Source organism: Paenibacillus intestini (genome assembly GCF_030803945.1).
In the GTDB taxonomy this organism is placed as follows: Bacteria; Bacillota; Bacilli; order Paenibacillales; family Paenibacillaceae; genus Paenibacillus; species Paenibacillus polysaccharolyticus.
In genome coordinates this window covers 755,662-774,059 of the sequence record NZ_JAURUN010000001.1, presented here as the reverse complement: position 1 = coordinate 774,059, position 18,398 = coordinate 755,662, and the positions used below count along the sequence as shown (strand labels likewise).

Annotated in this window: 11 protein-coding genes; 9 read left to right on the top strand and 2 right to left on the bottom strand. The window is 43.5% G+C overall.

What is annotated here, in order from left to right:
- Positions 1 to 26 precede the first annotated feature (26 nt).
- From J2T16_RS03315 to map, 4 genes are all read left to right on the top strand, one after another.
- Positions 27 to 1,958 carry a glucose PTS transporter subunit IIA gene (locus tag J2T16_RS03315; RefSeq protein WP_499017771.1) on the top strand — a complete coding sequence of 644 codons (1,932 nt, stop codon included), beginning with the start codon at positions 27 to 29 and terminating at the stop codon, positions 1,956 to 1,958.
- A gap of 13 nt (positions 1,959 to 1,971) precedes the next feature.
- On the top strand, positions 1,972 to 3,387 hold the full coding sequence (locus J2T16_RS03310; protein ID WP_499017770.1) for a 6-phospho-beta-glucosidase: 1,416 nt from the start codon (positions 1,972 to 1,974) through the stop codon (positions 3,385 to 3,387).
- 389 nt (positions 3,388 to 3,776) lie between these two features.
- A complete protein-coding gene (locus J2T16_RS03305; RefSeq protein ID WP_499017896.1) occupies positions 3,777 to 5,780 on the top strand; it encodes a glycoside hydrolase family 16 protein in 2,004 nt (667 codons plus the stop codon).
- A gap of 289 nt (positions 5,781 to 6,069) precedes the next feature.
- Positions 6,070 to 6,810, top strand: a complete 741-nt coding sequence (gene map / locus J2T16_RS03300; protein ID WP_154888921.1) for a type I methionyl aminopeptidase — start codon at positions 6,070 to 6,072, stop codon at positions 6,808 to 6,810.
- Positions 6,811 to 6,888: 78 nt separating this feature from the next.
- Here map and J2T16_RS03295 read toward each other — a convergent pair whose 3' ends face one another.
- The gene (locus J2T16_RS03295; protein WP_154959124.1) at positions 6,889 to 8,115 is read right to left on the bottom strand and encodes an NAD(P)/FAD-dependent oxidoreductase; all 1,227 of its coding nucleotides are present in this window, start codon (positions 8,113 to 8,115) and stop codon (positions 6,889 to 6,891) included.
- Between the two features lie 326 nt (positions 8,116 to 8,441).
- Between J2T16_RS03295 and J2T16_RS03290 the strand changes: the two genes are divergently transcribed.
- Both J2T16_RS03290 and J2T16_RS03285 read left to right on the top strand, forming a co-directional pair.
- On the top strand, positions 8,442 to 9,806 hold the full coding sequence (locus tag J2T16_RS03290; protein WP_373323180.1) for an MFS transporter: 1,365 nt from the start codon (positions 8,442 to 8,444) through the stop codon (positions 9,804 to 9,806).
- A 63-nt stretch (positions 9,807 to 9,869) separates the two neighbouring features.
- Positions 9,870 to 11,072, top strand: coding sequence for a macrolide family glycosyltransferase (locus J2T16_RS03285; RefSeq protein ID WP_499017769.1), 1,203 nt, complete (start codon positions 9,870 to 9,872; stop codon positions 11,070 to 11,072).
- Positions 11,073 to 11,227: 155 nt separating this feature from the next.
- Here J2T16_RS03285 and J2T16_RS03280 read toward each other — a convergent pair whose 3' ends face one another.
- Complete coding sequence (locus J2T16_RS03280; protein WP_221788048.1) at positions 11,228 to 12,622, bottom strand: alkaline phosphatase; 1,395 nt, start codon at positions 12,620 to 12,622, stop codon at positions 11,228 to 11,230.
- A gap of 420 nt (positions 12,623 to 13,042) precedes the next feature.
- On the opposite strand from J2T16_RS03280, the gene J2T16_RS03275 reads away from it, so the two are divergent.
- The 3 genes from J2T16_RS03275 to J2T16_RS03265 all read left to right on the top strand — a co-directional run bounded on the left by J2T16_RS03275 (position 13,043) and on the right by J2T16_RS03265 (position 18,393).
- On the top strand, positions 13,043 to 14,341 hold the full coding sequence (locus J2T16_RS03275) for an NCS2 family permease (protein WP_154888912.1): 1,299 nt from the start codon (positions 13,043 to 13,045) through the stop codon (positions 14,339 to 14,341).
- A 376-nt stretch (positions 14,342 to 14,717) separates the two neighbouring features.
- Positions 14,718 to 15,701, top strand: a complete 984-nt coding sequence (locus tag J2T16_RS03270; protein WP_499017768.1) for an alpha/beta hydrolase — start codon at positions 14,718 to 14,720, stop codon at positions 15,699 to 15,701.
- A gap of 313 nt (positions 15,702 to 16,014) precedes the next feature.
- Entirely contained in the window at positions 16,015 to 18,393 is a 2,379-nt protein-coding gene (locus J2T16_RS03265; RefSeq protein ID WP_499017767.1) for a glycoside hydrolase family 95 protein, read from the top strand.
- The last annotated feature ends 5 nt before the right edge of the window (positions 18,394 to 18,398 follow it).

Sequence of the window (18,398 nt, the reverse complement as noted above, 5' to 3'; positions counted from 1 at the left end):
GACAGCTAAGAGGGCGGGGGAATTATATGAAAACAGAGGAATTGGCTAAGGAAATCATCGCCAACATTGGACAGGATAATATTACGTATGCCACGCATTGTGCAACCAGACTGAGATTCAACGTCAAAGACGAGACTCAAGTTAACTTGAAAGCGCTTGATCGACTGGAAGGTGTCCTGCGAGCTCAGTTTAACAGCGGTCAGCTGCAGATCATTATTGGAGCAAAAGTAAAAAGCGTTTTTGACGCAGTCAGTGAAAAGCTTGACTTGGATAATCAGGACATCGAAGTAAAAGCAGTGCAGCAAAAAAAGAATGTATTATCCCGAGTCGTAGAAACGGTTGCAGGTATATTCGGGCCCGTCATTCCTGTGTTAATTGGATGCGGTATGGTCAAGTCTGTGCTTGCGATCCTGACGACAATGAATCTTCTCGAAACAACAAGCGGCGCATATCAAACCTTTAACCTGATCAGCGATCTAATTTTCTATTTTTTCCCCTTCTTTCTAGCAGTCAGTGCAGCTAAGAAGTTTAAAACAAACGAGTATTTAGCTGTCGCTCTTGCCGGCGCTTACATGTATCCGACGATCATGGAAGGAGCTGCAAAAGTAGCAGAAACCGGCGTCACCAGCTTAAGCTTTTTCGGACTTCCGTTGTTGCTCGTGAACTATAAGTCAACGATTATTCCGATTATTATTTCCGTATGGGTTATGAGCTACGTACATCGCTTTGTAAATAAGCGTATACCCGATATGTTTAAAATCCTGTTTGTACCGATGATTGTGTTATTTATCATGGTTCCACTTGGATTGATTGTATTCGGGCCGATCGGAACCTATTTCGGTAGCGGGGTTGCTCAAATTGTAACGTATCTCTATACCGTTAATGGTGTGATTGGTGCCTTTTTGTTCGGAACATTCAGGCCGCTTTTGATCATATTTGGCATGCATTACGCGATTACACCGATTAACAGCCAGCTTATTGCAGAATATGGTTACTCGGTCATTTCACCTGCCAACCTGACAGGCAATCTGGCTCAGGCTGGAGCATGTCTTGGTGTATTCCTCCTGCTAAAACATAAAGCGAGTAAATCGAGTGCTTTGTCCAGTGGTGTAACAGCCATGTTTGGAATTACGGAACCGGCTATTTTCGGATTCAATCTGAAATACAAGCGACCATTTATATGTGCAATGCTTGCCGGAGGGATTGGAGCAGCTTATATCAATTTCTGGGGCGGCGGAGCGACAGCCTTGATTCTACCCGGAATTCTTGCGTTGCCAACGTATATTGCCGATAGCTACATTCACATTATCATTGGTGTTGTCATAAGTATAACGCTTGCTTTGATTGCCGTTTTAATCTGGGGGATTGAAGAGGACATTCCAGCTCCAGCAACAGTTAACGCTAGTAATGGAATGGTGAGTGCTGGAACGGCTAGTCCAACAGCGGCAACTTCTGAATCGTCAGCATCCACATCTGCAAATAAAGGAATTGATCGTGTAATTCGGCCTTCAGGAACGTTAATCATCGGATCTCCTATTAACGGCACAGTTAAGAACATAAAAGAGATTGACGATCCTATCTTTGCTTTAGGTAGCGGCGCGGCAGTCGAATCCATCGATGGCAAAGTATACGCGCCATTTGACGGAAAGGTCGTCTCGTTGTTCCCGACTAAACATGCCATTGGACTGCTGTCGAACGAAGGTGTAGAGATGCTTGTTCACGTGGGCATTAATACGGTCAAGTTGAAAGGTAAACATTTTACTGCTCATGTGCAACAGGATCAGATTATTAAACAAGGTGATTTGTTAATTGAATATGACCATAAAGCTATTCGTGCAGAAGGATTTGATACCGTGGTTCCGATTATTATTTCAAATACGTTTGAATATCAGAGTGTAGAGCAGGTCGCTACAGATCGAATTGTCCAAAATGAGGCATTGCTGCGCATTCATGCTTAGAGGTGATGAGACCATGAACAAATTATCTGAACATTTCCTATGGGGAGGCGCTGTCGCTGCCAATCAAGTTGAAGGCGGCTGGAACAAAGGCGGCAAAGGCATAAGTGTCGCTGACGTAATGTCAGCAGCCGCGCATGGAGTTGAGCGGAGGATTACAGAAGGTATAGAGGAAAATGTATATTACCCTAGTCACGAGGCTAGTGATTTTTATACGAGATACAAGGAAGACATTCAATTGTTTCATGAGATGGGTTTTAAATGCTTTCGAACCAGTATTGCTTGGACAAGAATATTTCCAAACGGGGATGAGACGCAGCCGAATGAAGAAGGCCTGCAGTTCTATGATGACTTGTTTGATACCTGTTTGGCATATGGAATTGAGCCGGTTGTCACCATATCCCATTTTGAAATGCCCTATCATCTGGTGACGGAATATGGGGGATGGCGTAATCGAAAGCTGATTGACTTCTATCTAAACTATTGCGAAGTAATCTACACGAGATTTCGGACAAAGGTCAAGTACTGGATGACGTTTAATGAAATCAATATGATTGTACGCAAGCCCTGGAAGCCAGGCGGAATTCAGTGGGTTGAAGGAGAAAACAAACTTCAGACCATGTATCAGGCTGCACATTATATGCTGGTTGCCAGTGCCAAGGCAATTAAACTTGGTAAAAAGATTAACCCGGACTTTATCATTGGCGGCATGTTTCTTCATCCAACGTCCTATGCAGCGACTTGCGACCCTAATGATGTGCTCGCCCATGTCAAGAAACTTCAGCAAGCATATTTTTTTCTTGATGTACATGTCAGAGGAGAATATCCGCGGTCATATTTTCGTTTCTTGAAGAAACATCAATTGGAAATCGACACTGCTCCGGAGGATGAATTGTTCCTGAAAGAAGGAACCGTAGATTATATCGGATTCAGTTATTACTCCAGTTCAGTCGTGATGGCTAATCCAACGGATCAGGACAAGAGCGAAGGCAATGAAATCAGCGGTTATAAAAATCCTCTCTTGCCAGCCAGCGAATGGGGATGGCAGATTGATCCGGTAGGTCTTCGGATTACATTAAACTGGCTGTACGATAAGTATCAGATCCCCTTGTTTATAGTGGAGAATGGACTGGGTGCCATCGATGTGTTGGAAGCGGATGGATCAGTACATGATCCGTATCGAATTGATTACTTGAGACAACATGTAAGTGAAATGAAAAAAGCCATTTTGGAAGACGGAGTCGAAGTGATCGGGTACACACCATGGGGATGCATTGATCTGGTCAGTGCGGGCACCGGAGAGATGAAGAAGAGATATGGCTTGATCTATGTGGACAAAGACGATGAGGGAAAAGGTTCTCTGAAAAGGGTGCGGAAGGATTCGTTTTACTGGTACAAGGAATGTATTGCAAGTCACGGGCAAAACATATAAGTCCCAAACAGCATATGGTAATGAAAAGCACTGTTTCGTCTTTTAGACAACAGTGCTTTTTTCATTAATCAAAAGATTTGTCTTATAGATTAAGGCTTCTGGTTGCTTTTTCAACGCAAAATGTCGCAAAGTGTAGCAATTTATGTTGCAATGAGATGAACCTTTCTGTTTACAAAGAAAAAGGAATCATCTCTTTTCATTTGTACAATGAATTGACAGGCTAAAACAAATTATAAATATATCTTTCAGCACATTCTTCTTTTCGGTAGAATAGAGTTATCTGATCTGTAATCTTTTTCCTTATTGATAACAGATTGGAAAAATGGTTTGAAGGAGGAGAATGAATGAAATCGGCTGCTTGCAGGGAGAGGCAATTGGTGTACAGAAGGATGGGTGTGATGCTCGTATTCATCATGCTGGCCAGTGTTATACTTGGGCCCGGCTCAACGGCTAGGGCTGCCGGGAAGACGATTACGTCCATGGAGTACTTTTCATCTGCTGACGGACCTGTCATATCCAAATCCGGGGTTGGCAAGGCCAGTTTCGGGTTCGTGATGCCTAAGTTTAATGGGGGTTCTGCTGCATGGAGCGAAGTGAACGGGGATTTAGGTGTTAATGTCAAGGTAGGAAGCGAGTGGGTGGATATTGATCAGGCGGAAGGCTTTACGTACAACCAAAACTGGGGACACTGGACTGACGCCGGCTTTCATGGATATTGGTTCACTCTCTCCTCAACCACCGATGTTCAATTGTATTCCAAAGCGAACGGAATAAAGCTTGACTATCGACTGGTCTTTCAAAACATTAACGAAACAACGATCACAGCAATGAGCCCTACACAGGGGCCTGACATCATTGCCAGCAGCACCGGAGGCGCCGGCTTTACGTATCCCACCTTTAACAATAATCCATCAGTCACCTATGAAGCCGTCGCTCAGGATCTCAAGGTGTATGTGAAACCGGTGCAGAGCAACACGTGGATTGATATTGACAATAACGCAGCCAGCGGCTGGATTTACGATCAGAACTTCGGCCAATTCACCGAGGGTGGGGGAGGATATTGGTTTAACGTAACCGAGTCTATTCATGTCAAGCTGCAGTCCAAAACATCGACAGCCAATATTATTTACACCATTACATTCAATGAACCTGTGCGTAATTCATTCGTAGTTACTGCCTATGAAGGGACAACTTTCACAGCAGATGAAAGCGGTTCCATAGGTATTCCGCTGCCCAAGATTGGCGGGAGCACACCTATTGCGAAAGAATTACAAAATTTTGTATACCAAATCAATATCAATGGTCAATGGGTAGACTTAAGTAATAGTGGTCAAAGTAAATTTACGTATTCCGGCAATGGCTACAATCCGATTTCCGATGCCAATCAGTGGGGATACTGGGCCGATCATATCTATGGTCTATGGTTCCGACCTATTCAGGAAAATATGCAAATTCGAATCGGCTATCCGCTTAACGGACAACCCGGTGGAAACGTGGGTAGCAACTATGTGAACTATACACTCATTGGCAACCCGGATGCTCCACGTCCCGATGGTTCGGACCAAGAAGACATCTCCATCGGTACACCGAACAATCCGGCGATTGAAGGCATGAATCTGATTTGGCAGGATGAGTTCAGTGGTTCTGCGCTGGATACAAGCAAATGGAATATAGAAACAGGGTATTATCTCAATGATGATCCGGGAACCTGGGGGTGGGGCAATGCGGAGCTCCAGCACTACACTACCAGTCCGCAAAATATTTTTGTTCAGGATGGAAAATTAAATATCCGTGCAACACATAGTAACCAATCATTCCCTCAAGACCCGAATCGTTTTGCTAAATATGCTTCCGGTAAGGTGAATACCAAAGACAAGTTATCCTTGAAGTACGGGCGTGTCGATTTCCGTGCCAAGCTGCCTACAGGAGATGGCGTATGGCCTGCACTCTGGATGCTACCGCAAGATTCGGTATATGGCACATGGGCTGCATCAGGTGAAATTGACGTGATGGAGGCAAGAGGCCGTCTGCCTGGAACAACCAGTGGGACGATTCACTTTGGCGGGCAATGGCCTGCCAATCAGTATGCAGGTGGAGAGTATCACTTCCCCGCAGGACAAACTATTGCTAACGATTATCACGTATATTCTGTAGTTTGGGAACCGGACAACATCAAATGGTACGTGGACGGCAAATTCTTCTATAAAGTTACCAACCAGCAATGGTCGTCTGCAGCTGCACCGAACAACCCTAATGCTCCATTTGATGAACCTTTCTATTTAATCATGAACTTGGCGATCGGCGGTAATTTCGATGGTGGCCGCATTCCGGATGCTTCAGATATTCCTGCAACCATGCAGGTGGATTATGTTCGGGTGTATAAACAGCAATAATGGTTTTAGCTTAGTCCGTTAAATTAAATTAGCGAGAGCGAAATCCTTCGTGTAACGTAACATGATTATTAACGCTATATACCTGGGGTGAACTTCGGTTCACCTCTTTTTTGTACACGTAAGAGAGGTAAAGGCCAGCACGTAATCAAAGACATAGATGTCAAATAGTTGAGTTTTTTCTTTGTGCGAGTACATCGAATCCTAAAAATGTTGCAAACTGTAGCAATTTATGTTGCAATGAGATGAAACTTTCTGTTTACAAAGAAGAAGGAACGTGAGGTAAGCGCATATGATTGCAAAAACGGAAGAGGATTTTAATGGTTTAAAAGAAATTGGAAGGATCGTTGCTTCCATCCGCGATACGTTGGTTGAGCGGACGGTTCCGGGTGTAACGACCAAAGAACTGGATGATTTAGCTGGAGAGCTGTTTGAGAAAGAGGGCGCCATTTCCGCACCCAAAAGTGAATATGACTTTCCTGGTTTTACGTGTATTAGTGTCAATGAAGAAGTCGCTCACGGGATTCCAGGGGATCGGGTAATCCAAGAAGGCGATATCGTCAACATCGATGTTTCCGGCTCCAAAAACGAATATTTCGCGGATACAGGTATCTCCTTTGTTGTCGGCCAGGGAGAAGAAGTGTTAACGAAAATCTGTGAGGTAGCCAAACTCGCTTTTGAAGCAGGTCTGAAAAAAGCGAATCCTGGCTCTAAAAAGAGCGGTATTGGCAAAGCTGTTTTTCTAACTGCCCGGCAGAATGGGTTAACTGTTATTCGTAACCTGACAGGACATGGGGTTGGCCGTGCCATTCACGAAGCGCCGGATCATATCTATAATTATAATGACACGTCAGATGATGAGTTGCTGAAAGAAGGCATGGTCATCGCGTTTGAACCCTTTATTTCTACATCTGAAGAAGAAGTGTATCAAAAAGGGGATGGATGGACGTTTGCTACCAAAAACAGTCATGTAGCTCAGATTGAACATACGATCATTCTGTCCAAAAAAGGGCCAATCATTATTACCCTGTAACTATAGAGGTCGATTAAGGTTTTGTAAGGTATACTTAAAAGCCGATTCCAGATGTAGATGTGGAATCGGCTTTTAGCGTTAGAGAGTCATTTTTTCAACAAGGGGTCTGTTCTGCAAATAAAGATCCATATCCGGGCTAGAGCCATGCACGATATTGTCCGTTACAATTTTCGCCAACACACCGTTATACACGGTTCCATTGTCGCCATAAGCCATAATGACGTAACAATGCGGATATGAGTCATATTGTCCGATTACCGGCAAGCCGTCATGTGTTCCCCCGTAAAAAGCACCTAAATAATAATCTGATTCAACCTGAATATTTGGAAAAAGCTTATTAAATTCTTGGATCAGTTTATCCTTACTTGCCAAAATTTTAGAATCCCTGGTTTCCACGTAGGCCGTATCCTTATCCATGCCGCCGATAATAATACGGTTATCCGTCGTTGTGCGCATATAAACATACGGACGTGCCGTTTCCCAAATTAACGTGCGTTTGTACCAGTTTTCTAAATCAGAAACCGGCTTGGTAATAACAGCGTAAGAGCTGGAGAGCGTGGCATTTTTTTCTGCTTTAAAGTCTTTATCTTCATATCCAGCCGCAATAATCACATGTTTCGCACGAATCTCGTGGCGTTCTTTGGTATAGAAAACAGCCGAATCGTTCTCAAAACGTTTACCTGAAATCTCGGTTTCCTCGTAGATCCGTACACCTTCTGATTTTGCTTTCTCAAGCAGTCCATAAACGAATTTTAACGGGTTCATCTCGGCATCATCATGATAATAAATCGCAGCTGATTTAGAGAAAGGATATACGCTTGATATACGCTGCTCATCCCAAAAATCCACGTTGAAACCGTGCTTTTTGAGAAGTTCATATTCTTCTTGCAATGCCGGGATATCTTCCAGGTAACTCGCGTAATACAAGCTATCACGTCTTATAAAATCAGGCTTAATCGGGAGCTCGCTACTGATATGCTCAATATGATTGATCGATTGTTCACACAATTTCAGATGACGGGCGGCTGCTTCTTCACCGAATGTATTCTTCAAAGATACAAAACTCTTTTCCCCCGCATATTGAATCAACGCAGTGTTGGTGCTTGTGCTGCCTTCTCCAACCTTTCGCTTGTCCACGACAACGACTGATAATCCTTGATTACAAAGAAAATGAGCACACTGTGCACCCGAACTGCCCGCACCGATGATGAGAACATCACAAGTAATATTTTCCTCAAGCTTCGGGTAAGAAGGAGGATTTGTTACCGTGGTTGGCCAATACAATTTGCCGCTCTGCAGATCCATCTCGAATCTCTCCTTAAATATATTCGATACGTAGTATGAGCACTTTGTTGGAAGTCAATGCAGAGCATACGTTTCTTATGAAGGAGCAAATGGCGAGAGCGCTGAACAGAGAGGGCGCCTGTGGACTGGCCTTCGGATTAGCATGATCAACGAAGAAGACCACTTAATAAACATTTTTGTTTACAAAGTGGTTTGCTTATCCTATATTAAAGATACATCTGCAGGTGTATTTTACTAATATTTCAATATTTATGGAGGTGTCCGTGACACACGAGAAACCAATCGGCATCTTTCATCGACGTTACAGCGCAATGACCATTGGTATTATGTTGGTATTAACTACTTCGGCATTCGAAGGGCTAGCGATCACAACTATTGCTGCCAAAATAGCTCAAGACATGCAGGGAATTCATCTATATGGGTGGATTTTTAGCGCGTTTTTGTTATCTCAGCTTGTAGGAACACTGGTGATGGGCCAGCAAGTGGACAGGCGAGGTGTATTCACTTCCATTCTTATATCTTTTGTTATTTTTGTAATGGGGACAATGATTGCTGCGACATCCATGAACATGTACATGCTCATTGGAGGAAGAGTTTTTCAAGGATTTGGAGCTGGCGCTTTAATTACATGTGTCTATGTGTGTGTAACATTATACTACCCGGAAAATCTCCGAACTCAGATTTTGGCAGCTTTTTCGATGGCATTTGTTCTTCCTTCATTAATAGGCCCTTATTTTGCTGGACTTCTTGCTTCTTATCTGTCTTGGCGGTTTGTTTTCTGGATCGTTATCCCTTTGATTGTACTTGCTCTTCTGCTTACATATCGCTCGTTTCGTGATCTGCAGCGCAATCAGCACATTATAGAAGAAGCACGAGCGGTTGACTCAAGAACAGGCCAGGCCATTTTATTAGCTATTGGAACGGGATTGTTACTGACAGGTCTTGGCATGATTACGAGCTGGCAGGGCATAGCTCTTTCGATTAGTGGATTCATAATCATGATACCGTTCATGCACAAATTATTGCCTCAAGGAACATTTCTAATCCAATCCGGTTTACCGGCAACCTTGGTAACAAGAGGATTGTATGTGTCTTGTTACTTTGCAACCGAGAGTTTTGTTATTCTGGGTTTGACTGAGATGAAGGGGTTATCGGCAGAAACTGCCGGATTACTTGTCGCAGCAGGCTCATTAAGCTGGTCTGGAGCGGCTTGGTTGCAAGCCAGATTGGATGTAAAAGACCGAGGTGATGGGCGGAAGCGGAGAGTGATGTATGGAATTGGCATTATGATCGTCGGAGTTATGCTCGTCATGCTGGCTTTATTTTTGACGGATACCGGGATTGCGCTCATTCTCCTCTCACAGATTATTATTGGTTTTGGTGTGGGTCTGGCTAACCCGACTACCGCAGTCCTTTCTTTACAGTATGCTGAGCTTGGACAGGAAGGAAAAATGTCTGCCAACCTTCAGTTTGTCGATTCTTTTTATGTGGCTGTAAGCATTGGTGTAAGCGGTTCATTGGTTGCTTTAGCCAAAACGACGGGATGGGGCATATCCACAGGCATTCTGATGGTGCTGACGCTTCAACTTCTATTGGTTATACTGAGCTTTTTCTCATCGTTGCGAATTACAGCCCATACGTCCCAAACAGATCATCCCGCTGGACAAAAAATAGATACACTTCCGATGTAAACAAACAACCGGTCAGACCAGATACGGATCGGAGGCACATATTACATTCAGGAGGTGCGCACTATGGCGCGTGTATTGGTTGTTATTACTCCGGCTGAAGGCCATGTGAACCCATCCCTTGGGTTAATTACGGAGCTAGTCAAACTTGGGGAAGATGTTGTTTATGTCTGTGTAGAGGAATATCGTTCTCGGATTGAGCAAACGGGAGCTAAGGTCATGACCTATCCTTTTGCGGAGGATGCGTTCTCACATGAACCTACACTTAAGCCTTTGGCGTATCGGCATCCCTACCAATTCCTACACATGGTTACTTGCGGAATCATTCCCAGAATGATTCCTGAGGTGCTTCGTTTAATTGAGCATGAAACGTTTGACTATCTCATCTATGATTCACTGATGGGGTGGGGAGGCCAAATTCTCGCTGAGAAATTAGGGATTCCATCCGTATGTACGATAGCTTCTTTTGCTTCCGTTGAGCCAGCAAGCTTAGATGACGGAGAGGATATCAATACACGAGAATTATATGAAGCGATTATGAACAAGGCAAAAGAAATAGCAACAACGTATAAGGTCAGCCTGCCTGCTGTGGAGGAGATGATGGCACATAACGCTCAATTAAATATTGTTTACACCAGCCGTTATTTTCAGCCACGGGCAGAAGAATTGCAAGATCGTTTTCTATTCACGGGTTCATCGATTATTCCGCGGGAAGATGCTCCCGAATTCCCATTTCATCTTCTTCGTGAACGGCATACGAAGACAGTATACATTTCCATGGGAACCATACTGAATAAAAACCTGGAGTTTTACAAACTGTGCTTTGATGCATTAAAAGATCAAGCAGTAAATGTTGTTTTATCTTCGGGGAAATACACCGATATTACATCCATCGAAGAAATGATTCCCGAAAACTTTATCGTGAAGCCTTATGTTGCTCAGATTGAAATATTGCAGCATGCAGACGTTTTTGTTACTCACGCAGGCATGAATAGTGTAAGCGAGGCATTATATTTCGATGTTCCACTTGTTATGATTCCCATGACCTCAGATCAACCATTTGTAGCCGGTCGCGTAAAAGAGCTTGGAGCCGGGATTGTATTAGATCAGCATCACCTGAACGCAATCCAATTACAGGAGGCGATTATGGAAGCACTTCACAATCCCATCTATAAAGAGCAGGCACATCTCATCGGCAAATCTTTGAAAGAAGCTGGGGGCTGCACCTTTGCGGCGACGGCGATAATGCAACAATTTGCCAGAGTATAACTGCAATTCACCTCTTATTCTCATATAACAGGGAATAAAATTAATGCTAATACAACAACCCCCTCACTTCATTTCTTTCGAAAGAAGAGAGGGGGCAATTTAGAAAAGTACTTATACAGCTAACCATTGGATATCAAGACAGAGTGCAAAATCGTTTACTTGCCCTTTTTCAAAATATCAAAAATGATTTTGGCATTATCAGTGTTATCAATTAAGCCAGAGAAGCGCTGACTTCCTGGGCCATAGGCATACACCGGAACATCTTCACCTGTGTGCCCACCTGTTGTCCAACCTGTGAAAGAGCGGTTATCAATAATAGCTTCGATCGCATTATCAATTTTGGTCACATCCGCACTTTGAGCAGCATCTTTAACGGATTGAATTTCCTCTGCTGTCAGCTCAAGTTTGAGATATTTTTTCAAAGTTTCATCAACAGAAGCCCCTTTGGCAATTTGAGCAGCCATGAAGTCAGGAGTACGCAGTGCAGCTTTGATTGGGTCTACAAAGAAGTTGTATTCTCCATCTTTACCCAGGGTAAGTCCTCCTGTGGAGTGGTCCGCTGTAGCTACAACCAGTGTTTGTCCGTCTTTTTTCGCAAAATCAATCGCTGCCTTAAAGGCTTTAGCGAAATCTTCCATCTCACTCATTGCGCCAACAATATCATTATCGTGTCCTGCCCAGTCAATCTGACTGCCTTCAACCATCAAGAAAAATCCTTTTTTGTTTGTTTTAAGACGATCAATAGCCGAATTCGTCATCTCAGCGAGTGAAGGTGTCGCGCTTGTGCGATCAATGAACTTGTCCAGACCACCGTCTGCAAACAACCCAAGTACTTGTTTGTTTTTATTCGCGAGCAGGGATGTACGATCCGTCACATAACTATAACCTGCTTTTTGAAACTCTTTCGTAAGATCACGGTCTTTACGTACAAAATTGGTTTTCCCTCCGCCGAGCAGTACATCCACTTTGTGTTTGCCGTTAATCAACTCGTCGTAGTAGTCATTTGCAATAGCATCCATGTTTTTGCGGCTGATATCATGAGCTCCAAATGCCGCTGGAGTAGCATGGGTAATCTCAGAAGTCGCGACCAAACCTGTGGATTTACCGATCTGTTTGGCTTGCTCCAACACGGTTTTGACATTCTTTTGATTTGTGTCCACTGCAATGGCTGCGTTATATGTTTTCACACCTGACGACATTGCGGTTGCGGCAGAAGCGGAATCCGTAACATTTTGTTTGTCATCGTCGGGATAGGTCATTTGAGCGCCTACCAGATACGGATCAAACACCGTTTTTCCCATCACTTTCGTCTTAGGATTATCTTTCATATAACGATAAGCGGATGTATACGATGTTCCCATACCATCTCCAATAAGGAAAATGATATTTTTGATTGGTTTTTTCTCAGTACTTGCACCGGCAGCTTTAGCGATAGTTGCTTGTCCAGGGGAAAGAAGAGTAGAAGCTGATACAGCCAACGTCAGAGCTAATGCAGGCAATGCTTTTTTAGACAATTTCACAACGATTCCTCCTCGATATCTCTTTAACATGAATGCATGAAGCTTTGTTCATTTGTTCATCCTTAAGAAGATTATCATTCATTTGTAAATAAAAACCATCACAATTGTACGCTGATTGTAAAATATACAAAATTAACTAACATACAAGCTTAGATCAGTCTAAACACTAAAAGCGAATGAAATCTCATTTATCAACTTGAATAGTTCGTAAATAATGTGAACAAAGCTCGAATTCCATTGACATCCTGTGTTATTTTTAATAAAATTCGAAATGCACCTCAGATTAAAAACAAAATTCTTTTTTTGATCTTCACATTCGGAGCTGTTCAGATCCTAATGACGAATATAGGAGCGTAAGAATTCCAATCCTATAGGCAATTAGGATTTTTTGTTTTTAACTGTGCTGCAGAATCTAAGAAAACAAAATGAAAGTTGGAGGCTGGCTTGACGATGGACAACTGGTTCAAACTGAAAGAAAGAGGCACCACCGTTTCAACCGAAATTATTGCTGGTATTACTACATTTTTCACGATGGTATACATAGTGATTGTTAATCCCGGAATTCTGAGCGACACAGGAATGAGCTTTAACGGGGTATTCATTGCTACGATTTTGGCGAGTATTGTAGCAACGCTGATTATGGGACTGTGGTCCAATTATCCGATTATTATCGCACCGGGTATGGGACTAAATGCGTTTTTCGCGTTTAGTGTAGTTAAGGGGTATGGCGTAACTTGGCAGACAGCACTTGGTGCTGTATTCATTGCGGGTATTTTGTTTATTATTTTATCGCTGACTTCGTTTCGCTACATGTTGCTGGATGCCATTCCGGCAAGTCTCAAACATGCGATAACGGCAGGAATTGGATTGTTCATTACAACGGTTGGACTGCAAAACGCAGGTATTATTGCCGATTCTAAATCTAATCTGATTACACTCGGAAATCTGGCGCAACCGATGACGTACCTGACGATTATTGGTCTAATCATCACCGTTACGTTGATGGCTTACAATGTCAAAGGATATCTATTTATAGGTATGGTTATTACAGCGATCATCGCCTGGTTCATGGGACTGTTCCAAATGCCTGCATCCATTGTAGCGATGCCTTCAGGACTGGGGGAAACTGCGTTCCAGATGGATTTAGCCGGTGTTTTCTCGAATGGAATATACACGATCATTTTCACGTTTTTGTTGATTACTTTGTTCGATACTACAGGAACGATGCTTGGTGTCGCGGAACAAGCTGGATTACTGAAAGATGGCAAATTCCCGCGCTCTCGTGGTGCATTGCTCGCTGATGCTGTTGGTACAACGACGGGTGCTATGCTTGGAACAAGCCCAACCTCGGCTTATATTGAGTCCAGTACGGGTGTAGCCGCAGGAGGGAGAACGGGACTGACTGCGGTAACAGTAAGTGTATTGCTCGCCGCGACTTTGTTCTTTAGTCCAATCGTAAGTGTCATTTCGAGCATCCCGGCGATCACATCCCCGGCGCTCATCATTGTAGGTTTCTTTATGATCAGTGTCATTAGCAAAATGAACTGGAGTGATCTGGAAGAGGCCTTCCCGGCGTTCCTGATCATTATTCTGATGCCGCTGACGCACAGTATTGCAACAGGTATAGGGATTGGTTTCATTTTCTATCCTGTGCTCAAGCTACTTCGTGGCAAAGGTAAAGATGTTCATCCGATTTTTTATATTTTTGCGATTCTATTCTTCATTCAACTTGTATTCCTCGACCACTAGGAATATTTAGAACCACGGCAAAGAGAGTTGCTTGTATATAAGCAACTCTCTTTTTTTAGATACTGTTAATAAAGCAATATAAAATGAATGATTATTTACACGTTAACGGAGAGGACAGAAAAAACCTGGAAAAGCGGAGCGCTCGCCTTTATCACCGGATTTTTCCCTTTGGAAAAGGGAATCCAAAAAAATCTGGTGATAACAGCGATTGGAAGGTTATTCTGTCATCGGAGTGGACTGTGTAAAGTAATTCAACTTATATATGCCAGTTCATATTCCGTTCATCTTGGCGTCACGCTGGCAACATCTTGTCTCACTATACTGTAAATAAGTCACCAAGACAGTTACACAGACTAAGGGACAGGAGAAGATGAGAATGGAAGAAATCGTAGAAATAAAGCAGACAGAGAAGAAACGTGGCAAGAAACGCAAGTTGTTCTTAAAAATATTCGGGGGAATCTTCGCAGCGCTTGTATTATTCATGGGCATCGTATTTGTGATCCATGTGATTAGCAATGGAATGGAAAAGAAAAAGATAGAATCGTATGGGCAGTATGTGCAAGTGGATGGCAAAAACATGAATGTCTCCATTCAAGGTCACGGAGAACAGACCATCGTGCTGCTTCCGGGACAAGGAACCCCATCTCCGGTGTTAGATTTCAAACTATTAATTGATCAGTTAACGTCAGATTATAAAGTGGTAACGATTGAACCATTTGGCTATGGATTAAGTGATCGTACAGACAAAGAACGTACCTCTGAAAATATCGTTAGAGAAATACATGAAGCTGTGGAGCAACTAGGTCTTGGCCGTTATATTCTTATGGGGCACTCTATTGCGGGACTGTACAGCGCATCTTATGTAAAAGATTATCCGGGTGAAGTGATCGCATTTATCGGTATAGACAGCAGTGTTCCTAATCAGCCTGGCATGGATGTTAAACTACCTCTGAAATCGATGCAGTTCCTTCAAACCTCAGGGCTGATGCGATTCCTCAAAAATGTGAGTGCAGATCCTTACAAATCTATGGACTATGATGAGCATACCATAGAGCAGATGAACTTGATCTCTAATCAGGTATCGAGTAATTCAACCTTAATGAATGAGTTGAAAAATCTGGGTTCTAACTTCAAAAATGCAGAGAAACTGACCTATCCTCGCGATTTACCGATGTTGCTTTTCGTTCAGTCCAATAATACTGCGAATCCCAATTGGATACCGCTACATGAGGAGCAGATCAAACAATCCGATCAGGGTAAAATGATCCCCATGGAAGGCTCGCATTATTTGCATCATACAAAGTACAAAGAGATTGCAGCAGAATTCAAAGCTTATATGAAGAGCGTTCAATTAAAATAAATCAAATCAAATCTAACAATAAAGGAAGTACTTACAATTTCCATACTTTATTTAAAGAGCTGCGCCAGACCAGGTGCCGCTTTTTGCTTATCACAAATATACAAGTACTTCACAATAGATACCGTGTTGAGATCACGGAAAATCTCCTCTTACCAAATGGAATTTTAAGGTTTATTTGTCACTGGTTTAAGCTTTTCCACATCATTTTTATTAAATATATATCTTCCCTTTGTATTGAAAGTTATAATGATTCCTGAGCAAGTAAAATTAGAGTTTGTCCAAAAATCAAGTGCATTCGGAGGTAACGATCAGCATGAATATTCAGTTTGGCACTCCAGCCACCTATTGGGTTGAAGCACTGCCTATCGGTAACGGCAAGTTGGGCGGAATGGTCTTTGGCGGTATCGAAAAAGAACGCATTGCATTGAACGAAGACACGTTATGGTCAGGCTATGCACAGGATTGGAATAACCCGGAGGCTCGTGAAGTATTGCCTCAAATCAGGGAATTGATCGCCCGTAAACAGTACGTAGAAGCGGATCAACTTAGCAAAAAAATGATGGGGCCTTTTACACAATCGTACCTGCCATTTGGTGATCTGGAACTTGTGATGGAACACGGACAATTATGTGAACGAAAAACTTATCAGCGCAAGCTGGATTTATCTACAGGTGTTGTAAGCGTTTCCTATGAAATTGGTGGAGTACGATATGACAGGGAGGTATTTGCTTCCCATCCCGATCAGGGTATTGTCATTCGTTTAACCGCAAGCAAAGAAGGAAGACTTAACTTTCATACTAGGCTGAGCAGTCCGCTGAGACATGAAACTTCTGCTGCGAACGCTCAATATGAACTATCTGGAACGGCTCCTGAGTATGTGTCACCGAACTATCACGATGTTGAAATTCCTGTCCGTTACGGAGATGTAGCAACTAGTCGTGCGATGACTTTCCATGGCCGACTTGCGGTATCTCAAACTGGAGGTACACTGCATTCAAGCGGTGGCGGACTGCAAATCGTGGGTGCAACGGAAGCGGTCATTTACTTTGCAGGGGCTACAAGTTATGCTCCTACAGGTCAAAAAGGGGACAGCGTAACCTCCCCGCAAGAGAAGACTGCGGACGTTATTAAGCAGATTATGACTCGTGATTATACAGAATTGCGTCAACGTCATGTACAGGATCATCAAGCGCTGTTTAATCGTGTGCAATTACACTTAGGTGAAAGTGTTGCTCCGCAGGACATGCCTACAGATGAGCGCATCGAGAAATACGGAAGCAGTGACCCGGGTCTGGTCGAGTTGTTGTTCAACTATGGCCGTTATTTGATGATCGCCAGCTCCAGACCGGGAACGTTACCAGCCAATCTTCAGGGAATCTGGAATCAGGAAACACGTGCGCCCTGGAGTAGCAACTACACATTGAATATTAATGCAGAGATGAACTATTGGCCGGCAGAGACGTGTAACATGGCTGAACTGCATGAACCATTACTTGATTTTATTGGAAAACTTGCGGAAAACGGACGAAAAACAGCTGAAGTAAACTATGGCGCTCGTGGATGGGTAGCCCATCACAATACGGATATTTGGGGACAAACAGCCCCTGTAGGGGATTATGGTGCAGGTGATCCGTCATGGGCTTTGTGGATGATGGGCGGCGTATGGCTGACGCAGCATCTGTGGGAGCATTATGCGTTCTCAGAGGATAAAGAGTTTTTGCAGGAGACCGGTTATCCACTGATGAAGGATGCCGCCTTGTTCTGTCTGGACTGGCTCATTGAGAATAAAGAAGGACATTTGATCACATCACCATCAACGTCACCAGAGATGAAATTTGTCATTAACGGAGAACATACAGCTGTCAGTGAGGCAACTACAATGGACCTTTCCCTCATTGCCGAGCTGTTCGAAAACTGTATTCAAGCAGCTGAAGTGTTGCAAACAGATGCGGAATTCGTGGAACTCCTACGAGCGAAGAGAGAACAACTGCTGCCTTTGCAGATCGACGCAAAAGGGCGCCTTCAGGAATGGAGCGAGGATTTCACAGAAGAAGATCCGCAGCACCGCCACGTATCTCACTTGGTTGGTGTGTTCCCGGGACGACTGATTACAAAGAAAAAATCTCCTGAACTGATGCAGGCTGCACGCACTTCACTTGAAATTCGGGGTGACGGTGGTACAGGCTGGAGTCTTGGCTGGAAAATCGGTTTATGGGCTCGCTTTGGAGAAGGGAATCGCGCTGAACAGCTCATCTCTAATTTGTTAACACTCGTTAAAGCCTATGAGCCAAGCAAACATGAGACTGGCGGCGTATACGCGAACTTGTTTGATGCTCATCCGCCATTCCAGATCGATGGAAACTTTGCTGCAACCGCAGGTATTGCCGAGATGCTGCTGCAATCTCATCAGGGGTATCTGGATTTCCTGCCAGCATTGCCTGAACGCTGGTCTACAGGTTCGGTTAAAGGTTTGAGAGCAAGAGGCGGGTTTGAGGTTAGCCTAAGTTGGGAGAACGGTAAGCTAGTTGAAGCAGAAGTCCTCTCACATACGGGCAATACATGTTATTTGCAGGTTGAGCCTGGCTTGAAAGTATATCAAGGGGATACGGTTGTACAAACCGTTCAGGAGAAAGACGATCAAGTTAGTCTGCCAACGCAAAAAGGACAAATATATACCGTTTCATTTAAATAAAATAA

What these genes read in the sequence shown, in the direction of transcription:
- J2T16_RS03305 (WP_499017896.1), top strand. Translation starts at nt 3,777, where the DNA reads ATGGGTGTGATGCTCGTATTCATCATGCTGGCCAGTGTTATACTTGGG.
- J2T16_RS03290 (WP_373323180.1), top strand. Translation starts at nt 8,442, where the DNA reads ATGTTGGTATTAACTACTTCGGCATTCGAAGGGCTAGCGATCACAACT.
- J2T16_RS03285 (WP_499017769.1), top strand. Translation starts at nt 9,870, where the DNA reads ATGGCGCGTGTATTGGTTGTTATTACTCCGGCTGAAGGCCATGTGAAC.
- J2T16_RS03295 (WP_154959124.1), bottom strand. Translation starts at nt 8,115, where the DNA reads ATGGATCTGCAGAGCGGCAAATTGTATTGGCCAACCACGGTAACAAAT.
- map (WP_154888921.1), top strand. Translation starts at nt 6,070, where the DNA reads ATGATTGCAAAAACGGAAGAGGATTTTAATGGTTTAAAAGAAATTGGA.
- J2T16_RS03280 (WP_221788048.1), bottom strand. Translation starts at nt 12,622, where the DNA reads ATGTTAAAGAGATATCGAGGAGGAATCGTTGTGAAATTGTCTAAAAAA.
- J2T16_RS03310 (WP_499017770.1), top strand. Translation starts at nt 1,972, where the DNA reads ATGAACAAATTATCTGAACATTTCCTATGGGGAGGCGCTGTCGCTGCC.
- J2T16_RS03270 (WP_499017768.1), top strand. Translation starts at nt 14,718, where the DNA reads ATGGAAGAAATCGTAGAAATAAAGCAGACAGAGAAGAAACGTGGCAAG.
- J2T16_RS03315 (WP_499017771.1), top strand. Translation starts at nt 27, where the DNA reads ATGAAAACAGAGGAATTGGCTAAGGAAATCATCGCCAACATTGGACAG.
- J2T16_RS03275 (WP_154888912.1), top strand. Translation starts at nt 13,043, where the DNA reads ATGGACAACTGGTTCAAACTGAAAGAAAGAGGCACCACCGTTTCAACC.
- J2T16_RS03265 (WP_499017767.1), top strand. Translation starts at nt 16,015, where the DNA reads ATGAATATTCAGTTTGGCACTCCAGCCACCTATTGGGTTGAAGCACTG.